This window comes from Clostridium sp. AF34-10BH (assembly GCF_003478095.1).
In the GTDB taxonomy this organism is placed as follows: domain Bacteria; phylum Bacillota; class Clostridia; order Lachnospirales; family Lachnospiraceae; genus Acetatifactor; species Acetatifactor acetigignens.
In genome coordinates this window covers 33,445-57,727 of sequence record NZ_QUEC01000007.1, presented here as the reverse complement: position 1 = coordinate 57,727, position 24,283 = coordinate 33,445, and the positions used below count along the sequence as shown (strand labels likewise).

The window sequence follows — 24,283 nt, the reverse complement described above, 5'->3', positions numbered from 1 at the left end:
GTGGGCTTAGACCTTTTTCCCCTGGCATCTTATATATGCTTCTTAATATAAAACTCGTTAAACAATCTTGCAATCTGTACCAGATAATTACAGATCGTCTTAAATACCTTAACGGTAGTATTGTAATCTTCCTGCCACTCCACCGGGTAATCCAGGATCTTCACGCCCCGCTTCTCCGCCCGTAACAGGAATTCGATCATATAGAACCAGCCGTTATCCTGACTGCAGCCCTCAATCAGGGAAAGAGCAGTCTGTCTGCGTACAAAGGTAAAGCCGCAGATGGCATCCGTGGACTTCATCCGCAGGAACAGTTTCAACAGAATCAACAGTCCCTGGGACGTGATCCTGCGATACCATTTTCTTCCCTTTGTATCGGATTCTCTGGCGAAACGGCTGCCGTTAATGTATTCGATCTGAGGCTGTGTTTCAAAAAGATGGATTGCCTCTCCCAGATGTTTGATATTGGTAGACAGGTCAATGTCCATATATCCCACCACGTCACCGTGGCTCAATTCCACACCTCTGCGGAAAGCCGCACCGACACCGCGGACATTGATTCTCTCATATCTTACTGTTTCATATTTCTGACAGAGCATCTCCGCGATCTGCGGGGTCTCGTCCTCGGAACCGTTATCCACAATAATGATCTCATAATTTTCAAATGCGATCTTGCGCAGATACTCCACCGTCCGTGTCACACCGCTTTCCAGCCGCAGACGCTCATTTAATACCGGAAAAATTATCGTAAACATCATTTTGTCAGTTTTTCCACTCCTTCTATTACATAACGCTGTCTCTTAAAGCTCATATTCAGAATGACGGACAGGTATTTGAAGATCAATGTCAGCATCACCGACATCATGAAAAATCCAAAAGAAATCAGAGTCATCAGGCTCATCCAGCCTTCCACCGGGCGTACCGTGCTGAAGATGGAATAAACGATCCACCCGAACATGATCACCATGACTGCAAACAGAATACTACTGATCAGCATGGAAAATTTCTCCAGTACATCCGTGAAAATGATCAGCGTATCCAGAGCCAGACTGCTGCGGGTATTCCGCTCTTCCCGGTTCCTGGTTCCCTTTGCCATCTCTTTATTGTCATAGACTATGGTCTCCGCCCGCAGTCCGCAGTTCATATACATGGCCTTGCGGTAAGGAATATACGCATTCATCTGATTCACACGGTTCACTGCCCGTCTGGAAATAATGCGGAAACGTTCCTGACGCAGCTTATGGGTATTACGGCTTCCCAAATTGTACACCGCATAGAAAAGTCTGGAGGTAAATGCTACATCCCGCTTCGGTGCCGCAGCCACCACGTCATAGCCTTCCAATGCCTTATGATAGATATCCATGATCAGGGACGGTTCAAAATCCAACAGACAACGGTCGAATTCAAAGAGAAAATCTCCAACAGCCAGATCTCTTCCGGCATTCATGGCCATTTCCACCCCCTGATAAAAGCTCAGATTGATCAGGCTCACCACATGGCGGGTATTGCTTTCTTCCAGATACCGGTGGATCTCCTCAATGGTATCATCCATGCAGCAGTCATTCACACAGACGATCTCATATTTTTCAAAATTCTGTTCCATGGTCCCGCAGACAGTCTTCAGGAACTCTCTGATATTTTTTCCATCGTTGTGCAGATACAGCACGCAGGATACGAAATTTTTCTCTTTATTCTGTATTGCTTCTTTCTCCATAATGTTTCCTTTTTCTTCGCGATTAATCTAAAAACGGATCCAGATCATATACGGTATTGATCTTGCCCGATAATACACTGATAAAAACAGGATCTTCGGAAAGAGCCCGGATTACTGTGGGTCTCGAATCGTCGATCTCCGAAGCCTTCAGAATGGGCTTCATGGAAAACAAAGATTTCTCATAGCTGAACGCATACTCTTCCCGCATATATTTCCGTGCCAGTGTGGACATATACTCCCAGGCGCTCTCCGGTCTGCCGGGGCAATCGTTACAGTTCCCCAGAAAACCTCCCTGACAGCAGTTGCCATTCTCTCCCACACAGGGAAACTGTGGTGTCGCATCATAGCTGGTCTTATGAGGAGTAAAGGTTACCGAAGTCAGGGAATGATAACCGGTCTTTCCAAACGGCATAATGGAGAAAAAGGGGCCATCCATTACCGTAAAACCGATATTCCGGATCTTATCGCTGGCTTTGCAGAGAATGATCTCGCACAGTTCATATTTCAGTCCGAAATCCTGAGTCTCTGCGCCCTTTACTTTCCTCAGGATCTGATTCACAGAAGCATAGGTGGCATTCAGGACAAAGGGAGCCCGGTAGACCTCCTGTTTTCCTTCGTGAAGTGCCGTCACCTCATAACAGTCCGTCTGCTTTTCGATCTCCGTGATCTTCCGTCCGAAATGCAGCTTTATGCCGGGATATTTTGCAATCTCCTTCATGAGGTAATCCCGCAAAATATGGGCATCGTACGTATATTCCTCCGTCAGGAACGCTCCATCACACAAGCCAGGCTGAAAATACTCTTCCACCGGAAGAGGTTTGCAGGGGATCCCCGCATCCTGACAGAATTTGCGGAACTCGGTTGCGTCTGTCCAGGAAAAATGGCTGGAAGTCGCGTAAATCTGCTCAAACTTCGTATGAATACAGAAGGAATAGTCCTCCACAAAACGCTTGAAATACCCCGCTGATTTCATAGCGGTGGACAGAGATCTGGGATAATGGTAGCCCATGTGAACTCTGGCCTGATTGATATATGTGGCTCTGGTAAAAGGAGCCTGTTCGATCTCCAGTACCTCTACCTGTTGTCCTCTTTTTCCACAGTACAGGGCCGCGTACAAGCCATACAGTCCCGCACCGATGATCAGTTTATCCATTTTTCCTCCTGCCGGTGACAAGCGCCAGTACATAAGGCAGCGCCAGCATCACCGGATATACATATCGCATCTGTACGGTGGGCCCGAACAACATGGTCCCGTAATAGCCTGCCACAATGGCAAGGGGCAGACAGAACCGCTTCCTGTCTACGATCACCAGCACTGCTGCCAGGGCCAGATACAGCCACAGATAGCTTCCCGGCACGAAGAGATATTTCAATACCGGAGTCCGCAGATAACTGTTGTTCTCCGCCCAGCTCTCCAGCTGTTCAAAGAGCCACGGCCATTTGCTGTCCTTGTAGATCCCTCTGTCATTCAGCGTGTCTTCTTCCCATCTGGTCTGCACATAGCTTAATCCTGCTCTGCCCTCCACACGGTTCACATCCGCATGGGTCGTATCAAACGGAGACAGGAACCCGGCATTGGTAGCCAGTGCCGCATTGATCATATCTCCCGGATACTGCGTCAGCAGGTGCAGATATACCCGGATAAATTCACCGGAACGGTAGCGTGCCACATAAGTGTTGGTATGTCTTTTGACAGGATCCGCAATTCCGGGATCATAATCCCGATACGCCTCATCCAGAATAAAATCATTGATCAGTGCTTTGTCCGCCGCATCCATGGTATTGTCATCCTCCGCAAGGACGCTGACTCCCCCGTGATAGATCATACAGCGGGATAACTGCTGGATCGGCATGCTCAGCATCTCCCGGCGGTCTCCCTGTTCCGCATGCGTGACGGAAAATACCGCAGACAGCACAAAAAGCCCTACGCAGAAAGCTGCTCCGCATACCACCAGCAGTCTCCCCCAGAGCTTCCTCGCTTTTTTTCCGAAACAAAAGGTCAGGAATGTAAAAGTCAACAATACGATCATTGCATATTTTCCGTTGTTACGGAATAAGATCATCCCCACGGTTCCCAGGGCAAACAGCAGATCCCGGATCCCGGGCCGCCAGGCATTGCGGTCTTCCCACAGCAGATCTGCGAGACTGACCAGCTGCAACAGCAAAAATGCACTGAATACCGTGTCCTTGGTCATGCTGACACTCATATACCAGTGAAACGGGAAAAACATCCCCAGTAACTGAATGGCCAGCTGCCACCCTGCGGCAGTTTTCCGGTGATGCAGTACCAGCATTCCATAAGCCATGCTTCCCGAAAGTAACAGCATCTGTACTGCCGTATAGAATGCCATTCCGGCATTCACACTGCCGAAGATATGACTTCCCAGCCACAGCATCCCCTGCAGAAACAGAGTGTGCACAATGGGGTGATGATCGAAATAATAATGTTCCATGATCTGTCCCGTCTGCACCGGTGCATCATAGGCACAGATTCCGGGATAATATGCCAGATATACCGGCAGCCAGGCCAACAGCAGAAACAACAGACTTCCGAAAAATATCTGCACACCGGAGCGGCGCTGCAGCCAGGCGGAAAGGCGGGCATACCATGCAGCCTGCTTTTTCCCGGTGTCTTCGGCGGTCTGTGCCCGGTTCCAAAGTCGATGCACCACCCAGGTTCCAAGAAATCCCAGAAGGCACCCCAGCACTACCGTCCACAGCAAAGTACTTCCGATGTAGCCTGCCGTCCACAGGATGTTTCCCGCAGATGCCAGGTCTTTTTCTGTTTTTGCAAAAAATACAAACAGACATCCCAGAACACTCAGCAATACAACGCCTTTGCGTCTGGGAAGAATTTTCTTTTCCTGCATATTACAACCCTTTACGCACCTGATGCTCCCCATGGACGCGATTCAGGCGATATTCAAAATCTTTCCGGTCCTTGGCCGCCATGACTTCCAGCATCATACCGGCAAAAAACGACTGGATCCCCGCCAGCAGGATAAAGCCACAGGCGATCAGTGTCGGGAATCTGGGTACCAGACCGGTATTCAGATATTCCAGGAAGACCGGTACGAACAGGATCGCGGAAACAGCGATCAATAACAGGGCCAGCATACCGAAAAAGTGCAGCGGCTTGTAATTTTTGTACAGCTGCATCATTTTACGGATCACACGGAAGCCATCGCTGTAGGTATTCAGCTTGGACTCACTGCCCTGGGGACGATCGCGGTATTCCACCACTACGTTTTCCACCTGCATGTTGTAGTTCACCGCGTGGATCGTCATCTCTGTCTCGATCTCGAATCCCTTGGAAAATACCGGGAACGTCTTTACAAATTCATAGCTGAAAGCGCGATAGCCAGTCATGATATCCTTAATGTTGGCATGAAACAGGCTGTTGATCCCCGCCCGCATCAGACTGTTGCCGAAATTGTGGAACGGGCGCTTGTTCTCCGTAAAATAAGTAGAGGAAAGCCGGTCTCCCACCACCATATCCGCCTGGTGCTGCAATACCCTGTCTACCATCTCCTGTGCGCAATCCAGCGGATATGTGTCATCTCCGTCGATCATCAGGTAACATTCCGCATCGATCTCACGGAACATCCGGCGTATTACATTTCCCTTTCCCTGTGCATATTCATAGCGTACGATTGCTCCTGCCTCCGTAGCCAACTCCACAGTGCGGTCGGTGGAATTGTTATCATATACATAGGCCACTGCCTGGGGCAGGAACTTTTTCACATCCGACACCACCTTGGCGATGGTCTTTTCCTCGTTATAGCAGGGAATCAATACCGCAATTTTATCCATTTTCCATTCCTCGTATTTCATTTTATCATTCAGAGCATCACATAAATTTGCAAAACCGCCTGATAAATCAGGCTTTCCTTTTGCATATATAAAACTATTGTACCACGCTTATTGATTTACAGCCACTGTTTTTTTATGCTATAATCAAGCGTGAAAATGCAGCGCTCAAAAGTTCCGGAAGACTTCCTGTCTCTCGCCGGTGCTTGCTGGCAAGAAAGGACTTTTCCCATGCAAAAGTTTTATCGTCTGTCTGTAAATATCGTAAAGCTCCTGACACTGCTGCTGGCAGTTTTTCTGTTTATTGGCAGCTTTCTCACTACCTGTTATGCCGAAAACATGGAGACCCAGCAGGTGCTTCTGCGCTTTGACAATCCCTTGTGGAATCTGCTGGAGCTTGCCGGATACGGGCTTTTATTTGCCTGTTGTCTGTCTCTGTCCGGCAAGGCCGGTGTGAAATTCCGCCGCGGGCTGCTTGTTTTTACTCTGGGGCTGATCCTGCTTCTGGGTGGGATGCTCATCGTCTTCGGCCGCACAGTTCCTGCTGCGGACGCCTTATCTGTATATAATGCTGCCGCTGAATGGATCCTTGGAAATAAAGATATTATCCACCCCACTGTCTCTTATCTGTCCTATTATCCACAGCAGATCGGCCTGATGGCCTTTCTGGAGCTGTTGCTCCGCCTGTGGAATCTCCCCGGGCTGAGCGCTCCCGCCTGGCATTTTGTCAAGCTGGTCTATGTCTGCCTGCTGTGCGTGGCCGTTCTGTTCCAGTACCGTTCCCTGCGCTATCTGTGGCCGGATGATTGGGAACCGGTCTCCTGCTGTTATCTGATTCTGGTATGCTGTAACCTGCCTATGATCCTGTACAGTTCCTTCGTCTATGGCGAGATCCCTTCCTTCGCAATGCTTTCTGTGGGACTATTTCTTCTGTTAAAGCTGTTGGCAGACTGTATTCCGGCACATTCCGTGGAGACCACTTCCCCGGACGACACCCGCGTCGTGGGTACTTCCCACGCATTATCCGCAGTTACGGTCTTTACCGCCCTTGGCAGTATCCTGTTCCTTACTTTAAGTGTGATGCTGCGCAAGAACTCCCTGATCCTCATTATTGCTGTGCTGCTGGTGCTGTTCTTCGAAGCGCTGCGTCCGGGACGCAGCGGCAGGGCGTGCATCGGCCTGATGGCTATGACAGTCTGTCTTATCATTACCTCCGTGGGAGTCCTACCGCTGGTGCAGAAGTGCTACGAGAAAAAAGCCGGCAATACCTTAAGTTCCGGTGTCACCGCCATGTCCTATTTTTCCATGGGGATGCAGGAATCTTCCCGGGGATGCGGCTGGTACAACGGCTTCAATATCGATACCTATGATGCTGCCGGGATGAATTCCGACGCAGCCAATGCAATCAGCCGGGCGGCGATCAACGAGCGTATAGCCTATTTCCGGGAGCATCCCGGCTATGCCGTGAACTTCTATCTCCACAAGCATCTGTCTCAATGGGCAGACGGTACTTATGCCAGCCGGCAGGCCACTCTGGCCACCTACGGTGGGCGAAGCGACTTTTTGAAGGAAGTCTATGAAGGTTCTCTTGCCTCTGCTTATATCGAATGGGGCAATGCCTGGCAGAATGTGTTGTATCTGGGCATGCTGTTGTTCTGTATTGCTACAGTCAGAAAGCGCCGTCCCGGCAATGGCTCCGCGAATGCCACAGCCAACGACGATTTCCGTTTCCGCAACAACTGCCTCTACACCTATACGGGACTGATCGCCGTGCTGGGCGGTTTCCTGTTCCACACGATCTGGGAAGCCAATTCCCGCTATATTTTCGTGTACAGCCTGCTGCTGATGCCTTACTGTGCCGCCGGGATCCATGATGGACTGGTGCGTCTGGCAGCATGGCGCAGCAACAGAACGCTGACACGTCACTCAAATTCATAAAAGCAAAAAACTCCCGTGAATCGAATAAAATAACATTCCATTCGGTTCACGGGAGTTCTCGTTTGTATTTTAAACCTCAAAATTCACAAATAAAATACAAAAATATGTTTTTTCAAGCCTAAAAAAATTATTATTTTCGTTAATAAAATATTTTGAACAAATTTCGTACAAAAAATCCTATCTTACCATACTTTTTGTACGAGAATGCTTATAAACGGCTTATTTACGAAAATCCTACGGAAACAGTATTTTCTAATAATACATGGCCCCCTGTAAAAATCCCCAGAAATAATACAATCCACACACCAGATGCCACAGATAGGCCAGCCATTGTATCGCAGCCAGTCCCTTTTTCTTCTTCGTATCCGCCTTTCCGGTAGCCCGCAGCAATACCAACAGTGCTCCCACAAATGCAAAAAAGATACCGTACATATATCCCCAGGAAAAGTTAAAATCCATCTCCCGGAATCCCTTCTCGTACAGGCAAAACGCCATCAGAAAACTCATACCGTAAATCTGCCAGGAGAAGCGGTAAATGCTGTCTCTGCACAACTCCTTATAGTTCAACAGAAGCACCAGGATCGGGAAACCGACAGCCAGACCGATAGCCAGCGGAAGATTACTGCAATACTGCAGCCACACATGTCCCAGCGTAAAACCGATGCCGCCTTCCTGTCCCTCCTGCGGGACGAACACACCGCGGAACTGGTACAACAGATCCGCAAAAGTAGGAAGGAAGCATACTCCCAGCCAAATGGTGGGCATGAAGTTCCGGAATTTGCTGTGGAACATTCTCCACAGCATCAGAATTCCCGCGGCCCCCACCAGTACGATCGTAAAGCTCGGCTTCGCCATCGTTGCCAGTAACAGATAAACAGAAAAGAGGATATAATCTCTTCCATACTCCTTGTGGGCATTGTCCTGTTCATACAGAGGCATCAGCTCTGCATACTTGAAAAATGCCAGGATTGCAAAGGGTCGTGCCGCCATATAAGTAGCGTTATGGAAAGGATTTGCCGTAAATACTCCCAGATACTTGTACTTGATCCCCGGCAGATAGATTCCCGTTGGCGGATATACCATGGATACGAAAAACAGGGATACCGCTACCGTTCCTGTGAGTACGCCGGGAAGCCAGGCTTTCCCGGGCATGGCTTTACTCAACTCCGCCCCCACGTGCCTGTCCAGCATTATTTTCAGGGCGATCATCGCTGCGCTGTTCAGCAACATCGCTGCCAGCGCCATGGCCAGTTCCGTTCCGGTGGGCAGACTGCCTGTGACCAGATGGATCACTGCCGCCAGCTTGAAGAGGATCGGATAGGGAAAGCTGTAACCGCTGTCCAGTCCCTGCATTTCCAGAATGTATGCCTTCATATCGGAATGATACAGTCCCGTCCCCAACATACTTTCCACGCACTGCCGGTAAAACAGCCAGAGAGTAACCGCCGAAGCAATCCCCACCAGTACGGCAAACACAACGATCTCTATGAAATTTTCGACATTATTTCTTTTTCCCGTACTGTTTTCTGCTGTTTTCTGTCTCATGCCGCCTTTTCCCGCTATCCGTCCAGGTTTCACAGTCGGATCCTATTTCAGCTTCGTGTAATATGCTACCACTTTTTTCACCGCATGGATCACATCTTCCACGTCTTCGTCGGTCAATCCGTAGTACAGAGGAATACTCATGACTTCGTTGTAGTATTTCTCCGCATTCGGGCACAGCCCTTTTTCATAACCCAGTTTTTCATAATAAGAGTGCCAGTATACCGGCAGATAATGTACCTGTGGGCAGGTATTCTCTGCATACAGCGCGTCAAAGAACTGCCGTCTGTCGCAGTTCAGATTCTCCAGATTCAGATGCAGTACATACAGATGCCAGGTCGTGTCAGACTCCGGGATCTCCTTCTGCAGGATCAGTTCCGGCATGTCTGCGAAGGCTTCGTTGTAGCGTTTGCGGATTTCCTTTCTACGTTTCTCAAAAGCAGGAAGCTTCTTTAACTGGCTAAGTAACAATGCTGCCTGAAAATCCGTCATACGATAGTTAAAGCCCAGTTCCACCTGCTCGTTGTACCACAGAGCATCTGTAGGATGTACCATTTCCTCCGGATTTCTCGTAATACCATGAGTTCTCAATCTCATCAGATGGCGATATAGTTTCTCATCATTCGTTGTAATTGCTCCGCCTTCTCCACCGGTTACTGTCTTCACCGGATGGAAACTGAAGCAGGTCATATCTGCCAGGCTTCCCACCGGCTGTCCCTTATAGGTTGTCCCAATGGCATGCGCCGCATCCTCGATCAGGAGCAGGTTATGCTCTTTGCAGATTTTCCTGATCTCATCCAGTTCCACAGCCTGTCCGGTGAAATCCACTGCGACAATTGCCTTGGTTCTGGGGGTGATCAGCTTCCGAATGGATGCCGGATCAATATTATAAGTCTCCGGGTTAATATCCGCAAAGACCGGCTTTGCACCGGCATATAATACACAGTTGGAAGAAGCTGCAAATGTAATGGAGCTTACGATAACCTCATCCCCTTCGCCAAAACCCGCTGCCAGAGCCGCCAGATGCAGGGCTGCCGTTCCGTTGCATACTACTACTGCATATTTGGCATGTGTCAATTCACACAAATGTTCTTCCAGTTCCTTTACCTTAGGTCCACAGGTAATGTAGTCGCTGGTCATTACTGCTGCCACTGCATCTACATCTGCCTGGTCAATATATTGCCGTCCGTAGAAAATTTTATTCTCTCGTACAGGTTTTCCTCCAAAAATAGCTAATTCTTCCATAGGGGCCTCCTTTGGTCACTTTTTGCCTATTTACTGACTCATCTTATCATATTGAAGAAAGAAAAACAACAATGGTGTTGGCATCCATCGCTTTGCTGCGGTATAATAAAACCGTTATAAATCCATACTTACTGTTCACAGAAAGGATCTCTTCGCCTTATGAGTTCAAATACGAAAAAGAGAATAAAATCATGGAAACTCTTTTCCGGTATCGTTATTGTAGTTCTGCTGCTTGCCGTAACAGCCGCCGGAATTCTCTATGTGAAAATATATGAACCCGGAAAACGTTCCGCCGATCTTGGGCGCCTGCAGCAGGAATCCTATCAGGGGGTCTTCTGCTCCATGTATGCGCCGGAAGCTTTCCCGGAAGACATTTACTCTACCTATATGGGTTACGATGCTGTCAGCTGTTCCCATCGCCTGACTTCCTTTTCCGATATCTCCGATTATCTGGAAACTGCTTTTTCCTCCGGAAATGAGGTCACTCACGTATTGCTCATTTTGGACCCCTTACTGCTGTGGAACAGCAATTTCCATAATAACAGTCGATTTTATGCCTCTTTCGATGAGGATCTTTTGGCATATGTCGATTCTTATTCCGGTGTTGAATTTACCATAGTATTCTCCTGTCCTTCTCTGAAATACTGGCAGGCCCACAGCAGTGACACCGAAACCTACGAAAATCTGGTGCAGGTTCTGGCAGCTCCCCTGTCTGTCCGGGAAAATGTCTCTCTGTTCTTCCCCGGCGGAGAAGAATGGCTGATCTCCAATCCTGATGCCTATGACACTCCTCTGGAATTAAATGCTGTCGCTGCCCGCTCCGTCATGCTGCTGGTATTGAGCGGCACCTTGCAATACCATGGTATAGATGCTGATAACTCCAGTCTGACACAGTTTGATACCCTGGTGCAGGCAGCCATTAATGCCCCTGCTTCCTACTCCGATCTGTCCGATTATAACATCGTCTTTTTCGGTGACAGCGTATTCGGAAACTATCAGGATTTTGCCTCCATCCCCGGCGTTATCGGTGCCCTGACGAAAGCCTCCGTTCACAACCGTGCCATCGGAGGTTCCTCCGCCACACAATTGACCCCCGATGACAAATCCTTCCCCAGTGCCGTACAGCGCTTTTTATCGGAAGATACTGCCGAAATCTCCGGGGAGAAAAAACTTTGTTTCGTAATCAATTACGGATTGAATGACTATTTTACGGGATATACTGTGGAGCAATACCGTGACGGTCTGCAAGCAGGGGTGCAATCTCTGCAGGATGCTTACCCGGATGCTGAAATTCTGATCGCTTCCTCGAATTTCATTACAGCGTTCGACAACGGTACCGCTTTCAACAATGATCTGGATGAAATTCTGAACGATTATGTGACCGGTGCCGAAGAAACCGCGGCGGCCATGAACGTTTTCTTTCTCAATACCAACGAGGCACTGCAATGGAATCCCCAAAATGCTGCCTGCTATCTGGTGGATGCCGTTCATCCCAACGAAGAGGGACGTTTCCTGTTTGGCACAGCAATTATAAAGGCTTTAGAGGAGGATATTTTTTCTTATCCTGTACACTGATATCTTTTCCCAGCTGTACTTCGATCACCTGGAGCTCCGTGTCTGCCAGAAGCATATGCCGGCATCCCGCCGGCATCCGCAGCACATCACCGGTCTTTACTCTGCGTTCCTCACCATCTATCACTGCCCGGCCTTCTCCGTAAATCACCGTCCATACCTCATCCCGGAATTCATGGCTGTGATAATTCATCTTATGTCCGGGATTCAATGTCACTTTGATCGTCAGACTTTCCTTTTCCACATCCATGATCCGGAAGCTACCCCAGGATTTTTCTGCGAACATGACCTGCTGGGTAAAACTGCTCACATATGGTTTGATATAGCTTGACTGCTCTTTGTCCGATACCAGAATCCCCTCGGGGCTGGCCGCCACGACAATATCCTGCAATCCCATACACAGCACCGGCATATCCAGCTCATTCACCACATGGACATTCCGGCAGGTCTCATTGAGCACCGCCTCCCCGACGCATGCACTGTCCATGGCTTCCGTCAGGGTGTTCCAGGTACCCAGATCCTTCCAGGTTCCGGCAAAACGCATGACCTCGATCTCAGGTTCCTTCTCTACTACCGCATAGTCGAAACTGATCTTCTGTAGGGTTTCATATTTTGCCAGCAAATCTTCATAATCGGTAAACTCTATGAGTTCATGAGCTTTCTGCAACACGTAATTCAGGCGGAAGGCAAACACTCCGCCGTTCCACAGCGCTCCCTGTCTGATATATTCCGCTGCCTGCTCCTTGTCCGGTTTCTCCTTAAACATTTCCACCGGGCTGATATTTTCCGCTGTTTTCGGAATGATATAGCCATATTTTTCGCTGGGATACGTCGGTTCCATACCCATCAGCACCAGATGGGCCGCACTCTGTGCCGCACGCTCCTCCAGCCGCCGCAAAGCTTCGAAATAATCCTTTTCCACGTACGGATCCACCGGACATACGATCACCGGCTCTTCTCCCGTCACTCCCTGCACATCCTGCAGATATGCCACCGCCAGTGCAATCGCCGGGAAGGTGTCTCTTCTGCAGGGCTCCATGCTGATACCGACATTTTCTCCCAGCTGGTTGTGGATGGAAGAGATCTGTGCCTTGGATGTGGCAATCGTGATCTTTGCCTCCGGATCCGCCTCCCGGATCTGCCGGTACACCCGCTGCACCATGGACTCCAGGCCGCCGTCTTCCGTATGGAATATTTTGATAAACTGCTTGGAACGGATCTCGTTGGACAGGGGCCAAAGCCGCTGTCCGGAACCGCCCGATAAAAGTATGATATTCATAAGCGTCCTCTCTTAATTCTGTACGGTAAGCAGCAGATAATCTCCTACCGTATCCACTACATCATAGGAAAAATCAATGTATTGCAGATCTCCCTGATACAATACCAGCAGGCCGTCTCCCACCATCTACACCAGTTCTGCTGCCTGTTGCTCTGGATAGATGTAGTGATACCGGTCCGCATAAGCCGGAAGCTCTCTTCCGTTGGAGACATTACTCTTCCCCTGATAATACTGTGCGTCTATCTTACAGACATACTGGGTCAGGATCTCCGTGGCATCCCGGTTGAACTGCCAGCCCAGATTGCCGGTGATGTACAGACTTTCGTATTCCTCCAGAGAATCCGCTTCCGCCACCGCCTCCATGAAATCTTTGTTATAGTACTCTCTGCTTTCTTCCGCATAGGTAGTAAAATAAGTCCCGAAGAACAAAATACTGCTGATTCCATAGGCAGCTGCGACCACCGGCCACAGCTTTTTCCATTTTCGAACCGCCAGACCGATTCCGTAGGCACATAACAGGATGATCGGATAGAAAATAATATTCACACGGTTAATGTTGACTTCGTAAGTGATCAGGCCGACCCAGATCCTGGTGACCAGGAAGCCCCATAATGCCAGCATCTGTGTCTGTTTTTCAATATTTTTCTCCCGGAAGAGCTGTATGGTAAATACAATGATCCCCACAAAGACAAATGGGATCGACACATGGTACAACGGGCCAAAAGCCGGAATCGAATTGAAGAAAATATCCGGCAGCTGCAGGAATACATGGCTGAACAGAGCCCAGGCATTTTTCCCCAGCTGTGCAAAGGAAAAGTTCAAAAGCGGAATTTCAGCCGGCGCTTCCACAGGCACCATATGAAGAATACAAAAAGAAATGCAGTTACGGAATAGGCAGCGATACCGTAACAGTAAAATGTCAGTCCGAAAAAGCCCATGGACAAGTATAAATAGCGTCGTTTTTCCAATCCAAGAAGCAGTAAATAAAATCCCAGCAGGAAAATATGCGGGAAGAGATTGCAATCCAGCGACCAGCGGCTCTGCATAAACTGCCAGGGATTCACAGCGGTCAGCAGCATTGCCACCAGGGCGATCCGTTCAGAGAATAATTTCCTGCCCACAAGATATACCAATGCCACCGCGCCGAAGGAGATCAGTACCATCGGCAGCCGCACCGTTACCGTGTTGAATCCGAACAGTTTGATAAAGGGGACCATGCAATAGGCAAGGAGAACGCTCATCTGACTGTATCTCCAGGCAGTAAAATGAACCGGCAGAAAAGTACCATATCTGTCGGTTCCGTATTTTGATAATGCCCAGGCATCCACCGCTCCCATGGCCTCGTCCTGGTTGATACCGTCCGGCACTGTGGCAAAACGGATGCAACGCAGGATCACGGCAAGCGCAAGGATGCTCCAGAAGAAAATTTTTCTGTTTTTATTGTTCCAAAGACCGGTGGAAGAATCCTGTGTCATAGTATTCATAATCGTACGATACCTTTCGATGTTCTCTTTCAGGCCTCCTGCGTCATTTTTTCCGCCGCATATGGCCTGTCACTATCACATCATACCACAGAATGTTGCATTTGTCCCTAGTCTTCCGTATACCGGTCCAGCATTTTGAGATATTTCAAAACCGCTTTCTTCTTATCCTCCGGAAGATTACGATATGTATGCAATATCAATTCTTCCTCCTGTGCATGTACTTCCACCATTTCCCGCTCATCGAAGATATCTTTGATCGAGATTCCCAGCTGATTGCAAAGAATCATCATGGTATCGATTCTGGGAACAGTCTTGCCGGTCAGAAAACAGCTTACCGTAGAGGATGACAGTCCCGAATGCCTTGCAATCTTATAAGGTGTCGTGCCTCTTTCGGCACAGAGCTGTTTGAATTTTTCTGCAAGTTCCCTGCATTTTTCTTTGGTGTCGTACATATTGTTTTACCGCCTTTGTCATTTATTTAGGTCTCTATAAAGTACATGACAAAAATCGACGAATTCTTACAAAATTTTTTTGTGTGGTGTACGCTGTATGCGTTTCACAGAAAGGAAGCAAAAAGACCTGCCTGTCGGCAGATCTTTTAAGTATTATAATATTTTCTGTTTTACATCATCAGCAGGCTTTCATGATTTATTTCATCATAAATAAATTCCGCCCATTCCTCAACAGTATCATGGTCGACAAAATCCTTGTCCATTGCCAGTGCCTTGGATAAATAAGAATCACGAACGGCACGAGTTGCTTCCACTTCATTCAAATGATACTTCCTGACCAAGGTATCCCGTACATAACTCTTAAATTCCCTGATTTCCGCATTTGTCATACCATTCACCTTCTTCCCCTTGCGTTCAAATATTTCTTCTTGTTATTTATCATATCACAAGATAATACTTTTATGCAAGAGACCGCTTTTACTGCATGAAATTCAGTATCCGGAAAGGAAGTAAACAATGGAGTGTTTACACACTAACAGTCCATCTCTTTTACAGCACTTCATCCGTCCATCCGATGTCCTCACCGTCTCCACTATCCGCAGTGTCTCCACCGGTGTCATCTCCGGAGCTGCCACTGTCTGAGCTGCCACTATCTGAGCTTCCGCTATCGGAAGAATCATCATCGTCATCATCGTCGTCTGAATTATCATTGATTACCGGCTGATGCGTTGGCGCAGGGGTTGCTGCCGGAGTCGTTACCGCCAGAGGATTGTTGCCGGTTGTCTGCGGTTTTGCTGTCTGAGCAGCTGTCTTATTGACAGCACTCTGTACCTGGGACGCAGATGCCAGCGTTGCCCCTGCCAATATGCCCTGCTTTGCCATCAAAGGTGAAATCTGCTCTGCGCCAGCGGTTCCATTCTGTACTGCCTCACGATTCTGTGTGATCAGTTCCTGCATCTTATTTCTTCCTGCCAATACCGGATCTGCCTGCTGCAGATCCGCTACAGGTGCCACATCCACCCACTGTTCGTTTTCATCCTGTTGCTGAAGTATGCCGTTCATAACACGAACCGCCTGCATATTGTGTGCACCTGCAAGTTGTTGCCGGCTCTGATTCGTTTCTGCGGTTATCGTATTGGTCTGCCCCTCTGCAAGCTGTACCCGCACAGCTTCCAGAGTACTGTGGGAACGATACAATGCCATTGCCAACACTACTGTTGTCAATGCAAAAATGCATGTGAATACTATCCACACTGTGTTTTTCTTATTTTTACTTTTCATCCAGAATAGCTCCTATCTTTACTTTTCAACGCTGTCTACAATATTTTTCAAAAATTTATATCCGGATGTTCCCGGTTTAAAATCTCCGCGGTTCAGGATCTGTTTGCAGACAGTATACATACTACGGGACATTTCCGGTCCATAGATCACCACACTGCTGCCATCCTTTTCCATCACCGCATAGGCCCGGAAGATGTACGACGTGTTATAGCGTTCCGGAGGAAGTTTTGTCAGAACGTTTGCGAACTGGTCTCTCCCATTCACTCTCCGGATCACTTTATCACTGAATTTGCCGTTTATTACACCGTATGTTTTTCCGCCTCCCAATTTGTTGCTTCCATAGACCATCGGATATTGTGCATGAAGATCAGGGCGCATGATCAGCGTTCCCATCTCCGTGATACGATACCCTGCCAAGCCGGAGCCGCTGATCAATTGTGACTTTTTCGCCGTATCAATACCGAAGGTACACCGTAAACCGGTATTTCCTGTATAACGTACGGAAAATCCATGGTAGGAAAACAGATTCTCAAACTCCGGAATTGCTGTTGCCGTATAACAGCTTCCGTTATAGGAAAGTCTCCAGACATACATGTCTGTAGGGATACCGGATGCATTATATTGATATGCGGCTGCGGTCTTTGCCGTTGTTCCCGGCTGGACAATGCTGTTTATTGCCACCAGCCGCCTGGCTTCGTCATTCTGCCATGCTGTGCTGGCAGCCTCCACTCCATCAATATAAATCTTAGCACTACTGTCATAACCTGCCGGAAGAGCCAGGACAACATTACCATTTCCCACTTCAGGCTCGGTCACAGGCGGATCCGGGATTCCTTCCACCGTCTTCATTGTCTTCACAGAAGCAATACCATTGGTTGTAGCTCCGACAGCATACAACGTATTGTCTCCGCAAAAAATGTCAAAGCCATTGATATCTGTCCCTATAGTGGACGCAAGCTTCTGCCAGCTGTCATCCTTCAGATATGCTGCCTGCAGTGTCTTCTCATTTCCTGACGTCCAGAAGACATATGGTATCCTGTCCTTTACCACAAGTCTTACAACATCCTTGCTCTGAATATCCGTCAGTATATTTTCATTCCATTGCTGTCCATCATATGTAAGCATTGCTGTCGCGGCATTGCTATTGTTTGCTGCTGCCAGATACAATTTGCCACCTGCTACACATGCATCGACAGAGCTGGCTTTTCCGAGTTGGTCCATCGTATAAAGCTTCTGCCAGTATCCATCCTGCAGCACAGCAATACAACCATTACCGCCTGTGCCCTGTGCAAAATAGTCACAATAAACCGCATACCACTTATTGTCATAAAAGAAATGTTTGGTTCCGGAGATGCTGATCCCCGACACTGTCAATGGCGGAAGTGAGCTCTCCGGATGCCATACATTTATCATCTGTAACGTATTTACTGCTGCATAGCTGATCCACAGGCTGTCCTGCTCATACAGCAATTCCATTCTCGGAGGATAGATTGCTGTCTGAGAGCGGTATATCTGCTGCACATTTTCTGCAGAGACCTGCAGCACACACAGATAACCCGAAGCATCCGTATAAGCCACATAGACCTTGCCAGCCACACTCAGAATATCCACCTGGGATCCCCCGTCAGCATCTGCTGCAGCCTGCATTACTTTCCAGCTGCTGTCGGAAGCCTCCAAAGAATATATTTTCAACTGATTTTTTCCATTTTCATTCACAATGCCAGCCAGATACAGGCTGTTTCCTGTCGTATCCCCGGTAATTGCCGGAGAAGAGAGCCCATTGATGCTCTCCCCCTTCGGCAGCCAGTAACTGTCGGCCGAAAGTACCGGAAACTCTACATCAAAGGATACGCTGCCGTCTTCCTTAGTAACAACATTGTCAATCACAATTCCACTGTTGCTGCCATCAGAATAAAAAATAGTATCCGATGTATAATGAGCATTCAGATCGCTGCTTCCCAGTGAACTGCGATACTGTCCACCCACTGTAGCCTTAGATGCATCCTCTTGTGCCTTAGCCGGATCCGTTGTGTCCTTGCGGAACACATAAATATAGTTATTTCCTTCTTTATTTGTATGATAATCGACCGCATTGTTCACCCGATAGACGATCAATCCGCTCTCTGGAATATAGTAATCATAGTCCTGCCTGTTTTCGTTTTCCGGCTTTTTCCGGTATTCCACTACAAAAAACTCTGAATCGCTGCGGGATGTCTTCAGAATATACGCACGGTTACCGGATACTCCTTCCGCCGGCCACAAGGTATATGTCCCACTTTCTTTTAACGTTTCGATCTGCATCCACCCAAGCTCACTGCGCATATACGCCAATGGATAACTTGCAGTAAAGTTGGCTCCTGCCATCAGGTCCCACCAGCGTCCTACCGGGTGCCCAACCTCTCCCGCAGTACGATACAGATCCGGTGCTCCCAACGTATGCAGAAATTCATGCGAAGCCAAGGCATATCCCTGATCATAATCAGTTCCTAATCGAAGCATATTGGTCGGAAGAACATTATAAGCGCCCACATGCCAGCCATGCAACAGTGTCTGGTTATCTCCCCAGTCTGCTTTGCGGGAACTAAACGCACCACTGGTATTGTTCCCATCTATCTGGACAATAATCGTCAGATTATCGATATAACCGTCACCACGCATACTGTCCAGCTTCGTCGGGAAAGACAGTCCACTCGTATTTTGTGCCGCTGTAATCACCTGCTGGACAAATTGCTCACCAGAGGATGCATCCGGATAGTCCGATGCCGACCCTTGAATGGTGACCGGCAGGAATACATTATTCACCACCTGTGGGAAATAGGTATTTACCATCACCTGTCCATCCGATACGGTTGAAATATATTTGCTCAAGGACCGGTTCGGTTCTGATTCCGGGCCGGTGTACATTTCCTGATATCTGCTAAAATTAGTCTGGAAGGTATTAGCACCGTCCTCGCTGAAATTCACCATAAGTACCAGATTATCAACCTGTGTTGCTGCCTCCGCCTGAACAGGCTTCCACAGCAGCAGGCCGCATACAAATAATGCTATACTCAATAAACTTTTTTTCATATGTGTCATAAATAACTCCTGTTGAAAAACATATCCCTGTGCCTATTCCCAGATATTGCAGATTCCCATCCGGACCGGTGCAAATGCATCATTGCCATCTTCTGCAGTCATAGTCAGGTAATAGATATTTTTCCCTTCCTGCCTGGAAGCATATGCCATCTGTCCTTCTTTACTCAGATATTCCGGGGTTGCTGTCTCTGGCCTTCCTTCCGCAGTAAAATCTCCGTCGTAGCTGACTGCCTGAGCGCTACGGTTACGGAAAGCATCTGCTGCTCCGCTACTCAGGTCTGCGGTGCCCATATGTACCGTAAATGCTCCCTCCGGACGGTTATTCGAAGACAAAGTTCCCTCGTATCCTACGTAAGTGCCATCCGTCAGATTCAGGCTTTCACTGACAAAAGAGCCTGTCCGCTCTGCCGCGCATACATAATACCGAATTTCCGGATCCGTTACCTGCACATAGAATTGTCTGCCATCCGCAAGCGGATATTCAATTGCTGTGCAATGCTGTCCCAGTTCATCCGCCAGAATCGTCATTCTCCACTCACCGTTGTCCGCTGCTCCTGTATAGTTTCTCTGCTCGATCAGAAGATCTGACAGCATTACTGTATACCAGTCTTCCGTCAGAATACTGTCTACTGCTGTCTCTGCGTCACCTCCAGCCATGGCTTCCAACAGTACCTGCGCCTTACTCTGTACTTCATCTGTATCCTGTGTCAGATCCACCGTGATCTCTGCCAGCTGCGCCTGTCTCTCAGAACTGTAGTCCAGACGCTGCTCCCACTCCAGGGCATCCCGCTGTGCCAGGGGGCTTTCGGTGTCTGCCGCCACTTCCGTATTTGTGTCCGTTTCCCGGGTACCATCCGTCTGAGTCACTTCTTCTACCATTGTCAATGTTTGGGAATTCTGCGTTCCACAGGCAGTCAGTGCCAGAGTAAGCAGCAGAGGGATTGTGGAAGTTACTTTCATGATTTTTTTATTATTCATATTGATTTTCTCTTTCTGTATTTTGTTTGTAATTGTTATATATGGAGGATTTCCGATCACATAAGAATATTTCTTCATTTGTGCCTTCAGATAATCCCTATTATGTATATTCCATCTTACTCCATCAATATCGTATTCTCTTAAAACAGCATTTAGTCTTTCCTTGCATATTTCTATTTTTTCTTTGTCTGTTTCATAGGCTTCAATATCTCTTTCCCATATAAACCCTTTTGATACCCCGCATAATCCAGCATCGTCTTAGCATACTTTGTACTGCAATTCGCCGTTCGCCACTCATGCAAGCATATTGGCTCACTTGCGCTCATTATAACATAAGCCCAGTCAAACAAATGTCTGCTTTGCAGCCACTTGTTTTTCCTTGAGGCTCATTATATCAGAAAACACAAATGATTGCGAACATAGATTTCGGAGTGACCACAAAAGGATCACACTCGATGTGATCCTTTTCCGTTCCCAATTTTTTATTCCACCGTAACACTCTTCGCCAGATTCCTGGGCTTATCTACATCCAGTCCCTTTGCGACACTGACATAATATCCCAGCAGTTGCAGCGGTATCACCGCAAGGCTGGCCATGAAATGCTCGTCCACCTTCGGCACATAGACAGCGAAGTTCACCTGATCTTCGATTTCGTAATTGCCATAGGTAGTCATGCCCATAAGGTATGCACCACGGCTCTTGCACTCCAGCATATTGCTTATGGTCTTCTCGTATAACTCGTTCTGAGTCAGAACACCGATCACCAGCGTTCCCTGTTCGATCAGGCTGATGGTTCCGTGCTTCAGTTCCCCGGCCGCATATGCTTCGGAATGAATGTAGCTGATTTCCTTCAGTTTGAGGCTTCCTTCCAGACAAACAGCATAGTCTATACCACGTCCTACGAAGAATACATCCGACGCATTGGCATACTTTGCGGCAAACCATTGCAGGCGCTCCTTGTCTTCCAGAATTTTCTGTATCTTCTCCGGAATCGTCAGCAGTTCGGCAATATAATAACCATACTGCTCTTCTGTGATCTTACCACGAACTTTGGCAAACTGCACTGCCAGGCAGTACATTGCTGCAAGCTGCGCACTATAGGCCTTCGTGGTTGCCACCGAAATCTCCGGGCCTGCCAGTGTGTAAAATACTTTGTCTGCTTCTCTGGCAATACTGCTGCCTACCACATTGACAATGGCCATAGTGGTAATGCCCTTTTCTTTTGCAAGTCTTAATGCAGCCAAAGTATCCGCTGTCTCACCGGACTGGCTGACCACGATCATCAGTGCCTTCGGGTTCAGGGACATTTTCCGGTATCTGAATTCTGATGCAAGTTCCACACGCACCGAAATATCTGCCATGTCTTCCAGAACATACTGTGCCGCCATGCCTACATGCCATGCAGAACCACAGGCTACAATATAAATCTGTTCAAATCCCTTGATCTCATCTTCGGTAATTCCCACTGCTTCGAAGTCAATCCTGCCATCCTTGATCACAGAATTCAGTGTATCCTGAACTGCTTTCGGCTGCTCATGGATCTCTTTCATCATGAAATGTTCAAAACCGGCCTTTTCCGCCGCTTCTGCATCCCATTTGATTTCCGTAGTCTGCTTCTCGATTTCATCCCCGTCCAGGTTATAGAAATGAGCTTCTCCCGGAGTCAGCTTTGCAAACTCAAGGTTGCCTATATAATACACATTTCTGGTATATTTCAGAATTGCCGGAACATCAGATGCCACATAGGTCTCCCCATCCGCAATACCAATGATCATCGGGCTGTCCTTACGAGCTACCCAGATCTCACCGGGATAGTCACGGAACATCAGCTCCAACGCATAGGATCCGCGAATGCGCACCATGGTTTTCGCAATGGCATCAATGGGACCGAGTTTATACTTCTTGTAGTAATAATCCACCAGCTTGATCGCTACCTCTGTATCGGTCTGGCTGTAAAATGTATAACCATGCTTCAGCAGTTTTTCTTTCAGTTCCGTGTAATTTTCAATGATACCATTATGTACGCCAACGACTTCCGATTCTACCGCGCCGGAACCGGATCTGCTGCAGTTGCCGGAGACATGGGGATGGGCATTGATCTGACTGGGTTCGCCATGGGTTGCCCAACGGGTATGTCCAATACCACAGGTTCCTTTCAACGCATTTCCATTGTCCGTTTTCTCGACCAGATTCGAAAGACGGCCCTTCGCCTTTACTACCTGTGCCAGGGCATCGCCATCGCGGACTGCCAGTCCTGCAGAGTCATACCCTCTATATTCCAATTTTGACAGTCCGTCCAGAAGGATCGGTGCTGCCTGTCTATTTCCTGTAAATCCTACAATTCCACACATATGCTAATACTTCCTTATCATTCTACCGTGATTCCACCAAGTACGGGAATCTCCAGTCGTTTCAGTAACTCTAATTCTGCAACAATCTCATTATACAAGGTCGATCCTGCCTTTTCTACCAGAACCGCTCCCTGGGCTGCACTTACTTTCTCCATAGCTTCGGCATCATACAGCACGTTATTCAGTATTGTAACGCTAAGGCCTTCCTTTTCCAGAGCAGCCTTAAGTCCTTCACATACCTTGTCCGCTCCGGCCCCCAGATTGCATCCCATCAGACAGATACTGTTCTGTCCGTTCTTGGCAGCTGCTATCTTTATCGCTGCGAACACCAGCTCCATGGACTGCTCTGCAGTAAATTCGCGCTTGCCGTAATGTCGTAAACCGTTAACCCATCTATCCAGGAACAGCTTTTTCTTGGAATCTTTTACCACCACGCCAATCTGAGGAATACCATATAGATCCTGCAATCCATCGTTTACACGAATTCGACTGTTAAAAATATACCCCATACACAGGACCGCAGCATATATAAAGGCGAACAGGACAGCTCCCAGCACCACATATTTCTTGCTTACCGCAGGATTTTCCGGAACCAGCTGCTCCTCTTCCACAATGCTCTGTTCTGCGTCTGTCGTATCTTCCAAACCGTTTTCCTTCATCAGAAGCGTATAATACTGTTTTTGGTCTTCTGAAAATGCTGCTTTTGCAGCGGCAATGGTTGTTTCCAGGCCATAAATCGAATTTCTGTAAGCTGTCTGTTGATTCATCACATCCATGTTCATTATGTTGCCAGACACTTCAGAAAGCAACACCAATTCATGACTTCCCAACCGGGTGTTCAAATTTCCCTGTTGCTGTTCCATATAAGTCTTTACCGCTTCTGCAATTTTCCCGCAAGACTCTGCATCGACTCCTCGGATTATTATTTTCAGACTATCGCTTCCTCCAATAGTCAAGGGCTCCCCATTGGTAAGCGTCAAACCGGAATCCACGCTGACAGAGACCAGTTCCCCTACATATGCAGCTTCCAGTCCGGTCTGTTGTTCTATCCAGTCGTACAATCCGACACTGTTAAGGGTATTTCTATAGATTGTTCCCAGGCGCTGAGATCCATTTTCATCTTTTTCCTGAATATTGTAAATCAGTTCCTCCTGTGCAACATTCATAGGATCTAACTGCATATAGATGGATTCCTGCACATATTGCTTCTTCAACGCATATTCTTTTGCATCATCAACAGTCGTCAATACCGCTGTCAGCTGACTATCATCCAGATTTTCACTTAATTGTGCTAACTTTTCTTCTATAGCCATCTCATCCTCAGATGTATTTTCTGCCTCCTGTGACTGCATATTCTGCATATTCTGCATATTCTGCATATTCCGATAAGATCTCGTATAACTGAATGCTCCCAGCAGAACTGCTCCCAGAACTATGGCTATCAGTAATCCTCTCCAATGTGACAATATATCTGCTATCATATCCAGCAAATCAATTTCTCGTTCTTTCATTTTTTTCTTTGCCCTCCTGTATTCCATGATTCGCTTCTGTCATTCCATACT

19 protein-coding genes are annotated in these 24,283 nt (G+C 47.9%); 2 read left to right on the top strand and 17 right to left on the bottom strand.

Features of this window, described 5'->3' with window-relative positions; genetic code table 11:
- Positions 1 to 29: 29 nt before the first annotated feature.
- The 5 genes from DWZ61_RS07145 to DWZ61_RS07125 are packed head-to-tail and all read right to left on the bottom strand — an operon-like array spanning position 30 to position 5,524.
- Positions 30 to 755, bottom strand: coding sequence for a glycosyltransferase (locus DWZ61_RS07145; protein WP_118537910.1), 726 nt, complete (start codon positions 753 to 755; stop codon positions 30 to 32).
- Positions 752 to 1,711: a glycosyltransferase gene (locus DWZ61_RS07140; RefSeq protein ID WP_118537909.1), complete on the bottom strand. Its 960-nt coding sequence runs from the start codon at positions 1,709 to 1,711 to the stop codon at positions 752 to 754. The genes DWZ61_RS07145 and DWZ61_RS07140 overlap by 4 nt, the downstream gene beginning before the upstream one ends.
- A gap of 22 nt (positions 1,712 to 1,733) precedes the next feature.
- The gene (locus DWZ61_RS07135; RefSeq protein WP_243026370.1) at positions 1,734 to 2,864 is read right to left on the bottom strand and encodes an FAD-dependent oxidoreductase; all 1,131 of its coding nucleotides are present in this window, start codon (positions 2,862 to 2,864) and stop codon (positions 1,734 to 1,736) included.
- Positions 2,857 to 4,581 carry a DUF6020 family protein gene (locus DWZ61_RS07130; RefSeq protein WP_118537907.1) on the bottom strand — a complete coding sequence of 575 codons (1,725 nt, stop codon included), beginning with the start codon at positions 4,579 to 4,581 and terminating at the stop codon, positions 2,857 to 2,859. Before DWZ61_RS07130 ends, DWZ61_RS07135 begins: the two co-directional genes overlap by 8 nt.
- 1 nt (position 4,582) lies before the next feature.
- Positions 4,583 to 5,524 carry a glycosyltransferase family 2 protein gene (locus DWZ61_RS07125; protein ID WP_118537932.1) on the bottom strand — a complete coding sequence of 314 codons (942 nt, stop codon included), beginning with the start codon at positions 5,522 to 5,524 and terminating at the stop codon, positions 4,583 to 4,585.
- A 228-nt stretch (positions 5,525 to 5,752) separates the two neighbouring features.
- Here DWZ61_RS07125 and DWZ61_RS07120 point away from each other — a divergent pair, with 228 nt between their 5' ends.
- Entirely contained in the window at positions 5,753 to 7,459 is a 1,707-nt protein-coding gene (locus tag DWZ61_RS07120; RefSeq protein ID WP_118537906.1) for a hypothetical protein, read from the top strand.
- A gap of 252 nt (positions 7,460 to 7,711) precedes the next feature.
- On the opposite strand, the gene DWZ61_RS07115 is transcribed toward DWZ61_RS07120, so the two are convergent.
- Both DWZ61_RS07115 and pseC read right to left on the bottom strand, forming a co-directional pair.
- Positions 7,712 to 9,004: a hypothetical protein gene (locus DWZ61_RS07115; protein ID WP_118537905.1), complete on the bottom strand. Its 1,293-nt coding sequence runs from the start codon at positions 9,002 to 9,004 to the stop codon at positions 7,712 to 7,714.
- 42 nt (positions 9,005 to 9,046) lie between these two features.
- Positions 9,047 to 10,246, bottom strand: coding sequence for a UDP-4-amino-4,6-dideoxy-N-acetyl-beta-L-altrosamine transaminase (pseC, locus tag DWZ61_RS07110; protein WP_117466123.1), 1,200 nt, complete (start codon positions 10,244 to 10,246; stop codon positions 9,047 to 9,049).
- A gap of 159 nt (positions 10,247 to 10,405) precedes the next feature.
- Between pseC and DWZ61_RS07105 the strand changes: the two genes are divergently transcribed.
- A complete protein-coding gene (locus DWZ61_RS07105) occupies positions 10,406 to 11,821 on the top strand; it encodes an SGNH/GDSL hydrolase family protein (protein WP_022312321.1) in 1,416 nt (471 codons plus the stop codon).
- Here the strand turns inward: DWZ61_RS07105 and DWZ61_RS07100 are convergent.
- From DWZ61_RS07100 to DWZ61_RS07055, 10 genes are all read right to left on the bottom strand, one after another.
- Positions 11,775 to 13,097 (bottom strand): sugar phosphate nucleotidyltransferase, encoded by a 1,323-nt coding sequence (locus DWZ61_RS07100; protein ID WP_117466121.1) that lies wholly within the window; start codon positions 13,095 to 13,097, stop codon positions 11,775 to 11,777. The genes DWZ61_RS07105 and DWZ61_RS07100 overlap by 47 nt on opposite strands.
- Positions 13,098 to 13,223: 126 nt before the next feature.
- Positions 13,224 to 13,946, bottom strand: a complete 723-nt coding sequence (locus DWZ61_RS07095; RefSeq protein WP_147354694.1) for a hypothetical protein — start codon at positions 13,944 to 13,946, stop codon at positions 13,224 to 13,226.
- Positions 13,916 to 14,581: a glycosyltransferase family 39 protein gene (locus DWZ61_RS07090; RefSeq protein ID WP_117466119.1), complete on the bottom strand. Its 666-nt coding sequence runs from the start codon at positions 14,579 to 14,581 to the stop codon at positions 13,916 to 13,918. The genes DWZ61_RS07095 and DWZ61_RS07090 overlap by 31 nt, the downstream gene beginning before the upstream one ends.
- 107 nt (positions 14,582 to 14,688) lie before the next feature.
- A complete protein-coding gene (locus DWZ61_RS07085) occupies positions 14,689 to 15,033 on the bottom strand; it encodes a helix-turn-helix transcriptional regulator (protein WP_118537903.1) in 345 nt (114 codons plus the stop codon).
- Positions 15,034 to 15,203: 170 nt separating this feature from the next.
- Complete coding sequence (locus tag DWZ61_RS07080; protein ID WP_117466117.1) at positions 15,204 to 15,422, bottom strand: hypothetical protein; 219 nt, start codon at positions 15,420 to 15,422, stop codon at positions 15,204 to 15,206.
- Between the two features lie 160 nt (positions 15,423 to 15,582).
- Positions 15,583 to 16,314 carry a hypothetical protein gene (locus tag DWZ61_RS07075; protein WP_118537902.1) on the bottom strand — a complete coding sequence of 244 codons (732 nt, stop codon included), beginning with the start codon at positions 16,312 to 16,314 and terminating at the stop codon, positions 15,583 to 15,585.
- 18 nt (positions 16,315 to 16,332) lie between these two features.
- Positions 16,333 to 19,383: a hypothetical protein gene (locus DWZ61_RS07070; protein WP_147354693.1), complete on the bottom strand. Its 3,051-nt coding sequence runs from the start codon at positions 19,381 to 19,383 to the stop codon at positions 16,333 to 16,335.
- 42 nt (positions 19,384 to 19,425) lie between these two features.
- Entirely contained in the window at positions 19,426 to 20,370 is a 945-nt protein-coding gene (locus tag DWZ61_RS07065) for a hypothetical protein (RefSeq protein ID WP_147354692.1), read from the bottom strand.
- Between the two features lie 482 nt (positions 20,371 to 20,852).
- Positions 20,853 to 22,721, bottom strand: coding sequence for a glutamine--fructose-6-phosphate transaminase (isomerizing) (gene glmS / locus DWZ61_RS07060; RefSeq protein WP_022312330.1), 1,869 nt, complete (start codon positions 22,719 to 22,721; stop codon positions 20,853 to 20,855).
- 17 nt (positions 22,722 to 22,738) lie between these two features.
- A complete protein-coding gene (locus DWZ61_RS07055; protein WP_118537899.1) occupies positions 22,739 to 24,232 on the bottom strand; it encodes a hypothetical protein in 1,494 nt (497 codons plus the stop codon).
- Between the last annotated feature and the right edge of the window lie 51 nt (positions 24,233 to 24,283).

Bases quoted from the DNA above. Each gene is read 5' to 3' on its own strand.
- DWZ61_RS07085 (WP_118537903.1), bottom strand. From the start codon at position 15,033: ATGTACGACACCAAAGAAAAATGCAGGGAACTTGCAGAAAAATTCAAA.
- DWZ61_RS07065 (WP_147354692.1), bottom strand. From the start codon at position 20,370: ATGAATAATAAAAAAATCATGAAAGTAACTTCCACAATCCCTCTGCTG.
- DWZ61_RS07105 (WP_022312321.1), top strand. From the start codon at position 10,406: ATGAGTTCAAATACGAAAAAGAGAATAAAATCATGGAAACTCTTTTCC.
- DWZ61_RS07090 (WP_117466119.1), bottom strand. From the start codon at position 14,581: ATGAATACTATGACACAGGATTCTTCCACCGGTCTTTGGAACAATAAA.
- DWZ61_RS07100 (WP_117466121.1), bottom strand. From the start codon at position 13,097: ATGAATATCATACTTTTATCGGGCGGTTCCGGACAGCGGCTTTGGCCC.
- DWZ61_RS07070 (WP_147354693.1), bottom strand. From the start codon at position 19,383: ATGAAAAAAAGTTTATTGAGTATAGCATTATTTGTATGCGGCCTGCTG.
- DWZ61_RS07140 (WP_118537909.1), bottom strand. From the start codon at position 1,711: ATGGAGAAAGAAGCAATACAGAATAAAGAGAAAAATTTCGTATCCTGC.
- DWZ61_RS07125 (WP_118537932.1), bottom strand. From the start codon at position 5,524: ATGGATAAAATTGCGGTATTGATTCCCTGCTATAACGAGGAAAAGACC.
- DWZ61_RS07145 (WP_118537910.1), bottom strand. From the start codon at position 755: ATGATGTTTACGATAATTTTTCCGGTATTAAATGAGCGTCTGCGGCTG.
- DWZ61_RS07075 (WP_118537902.1), bottom strand. From the start codon at position 16,314: ATGAAAAGTAAAAATAAGAAAAACACAGTGTGGATAGTATTCACATGC.
- DWZ61_RS07130 (WP_118537907.1), bottom strand. From the start codon at position 4,581: ATGCAGGAAAAGAAAATTCTTCCCAGACGCAAAGGCGTTGTATTGCTG.
- DWZ61_RS07115 (WP_118537905.1), bottom strand. From the start codon at position 9,004: ATGAGACAGAAAACAGCAGAAAACAGTACGGGAAAAAGAAATAATGTC.
- DWZ61_RS07120 (WP_118537906.1), top strand. From the start codon at position 5,753: ATGCAAAAGTTTTATCGTCTGTCTGTAAATATCGTAAAGCTCCTGACA.
- DWZ61_RS07080 (WP_117466117.1), bottom strand. From the start codon at position 15,422: ATGACAAATGCGGAAATCAGGGAATTTAAGAGTTATGTACGGGATACC.
- DWZ61_RS07135 (WP_243026370.1), bottom strand. From the start codon at position 2,864: ATGGATAAACTGATCATCGGTGCGGGACTGTATGGCTTGTACGCGGCC.
- DWZ61_RS07055 (WP_118537899.1), bottom strand. From the start codon at position 24,232: ATGAAAGAACGAGAAATTGATTTGCTGGATATGATAGCAGATATATTG.
- pseC (WP_117466123.1), bottom strand. From the start codon at position 10,246: ATGGAAGAATTAGCTATTTTTGGAGGAAAACCTGTACGAGAGAATAAA.
- glmS (WP_022312330.1), bottom strand. From the start codon at position 22,721: ATGTGTGGAATTGTAGGATTTACAGGAAATAGACAGGCAGCACCGATC.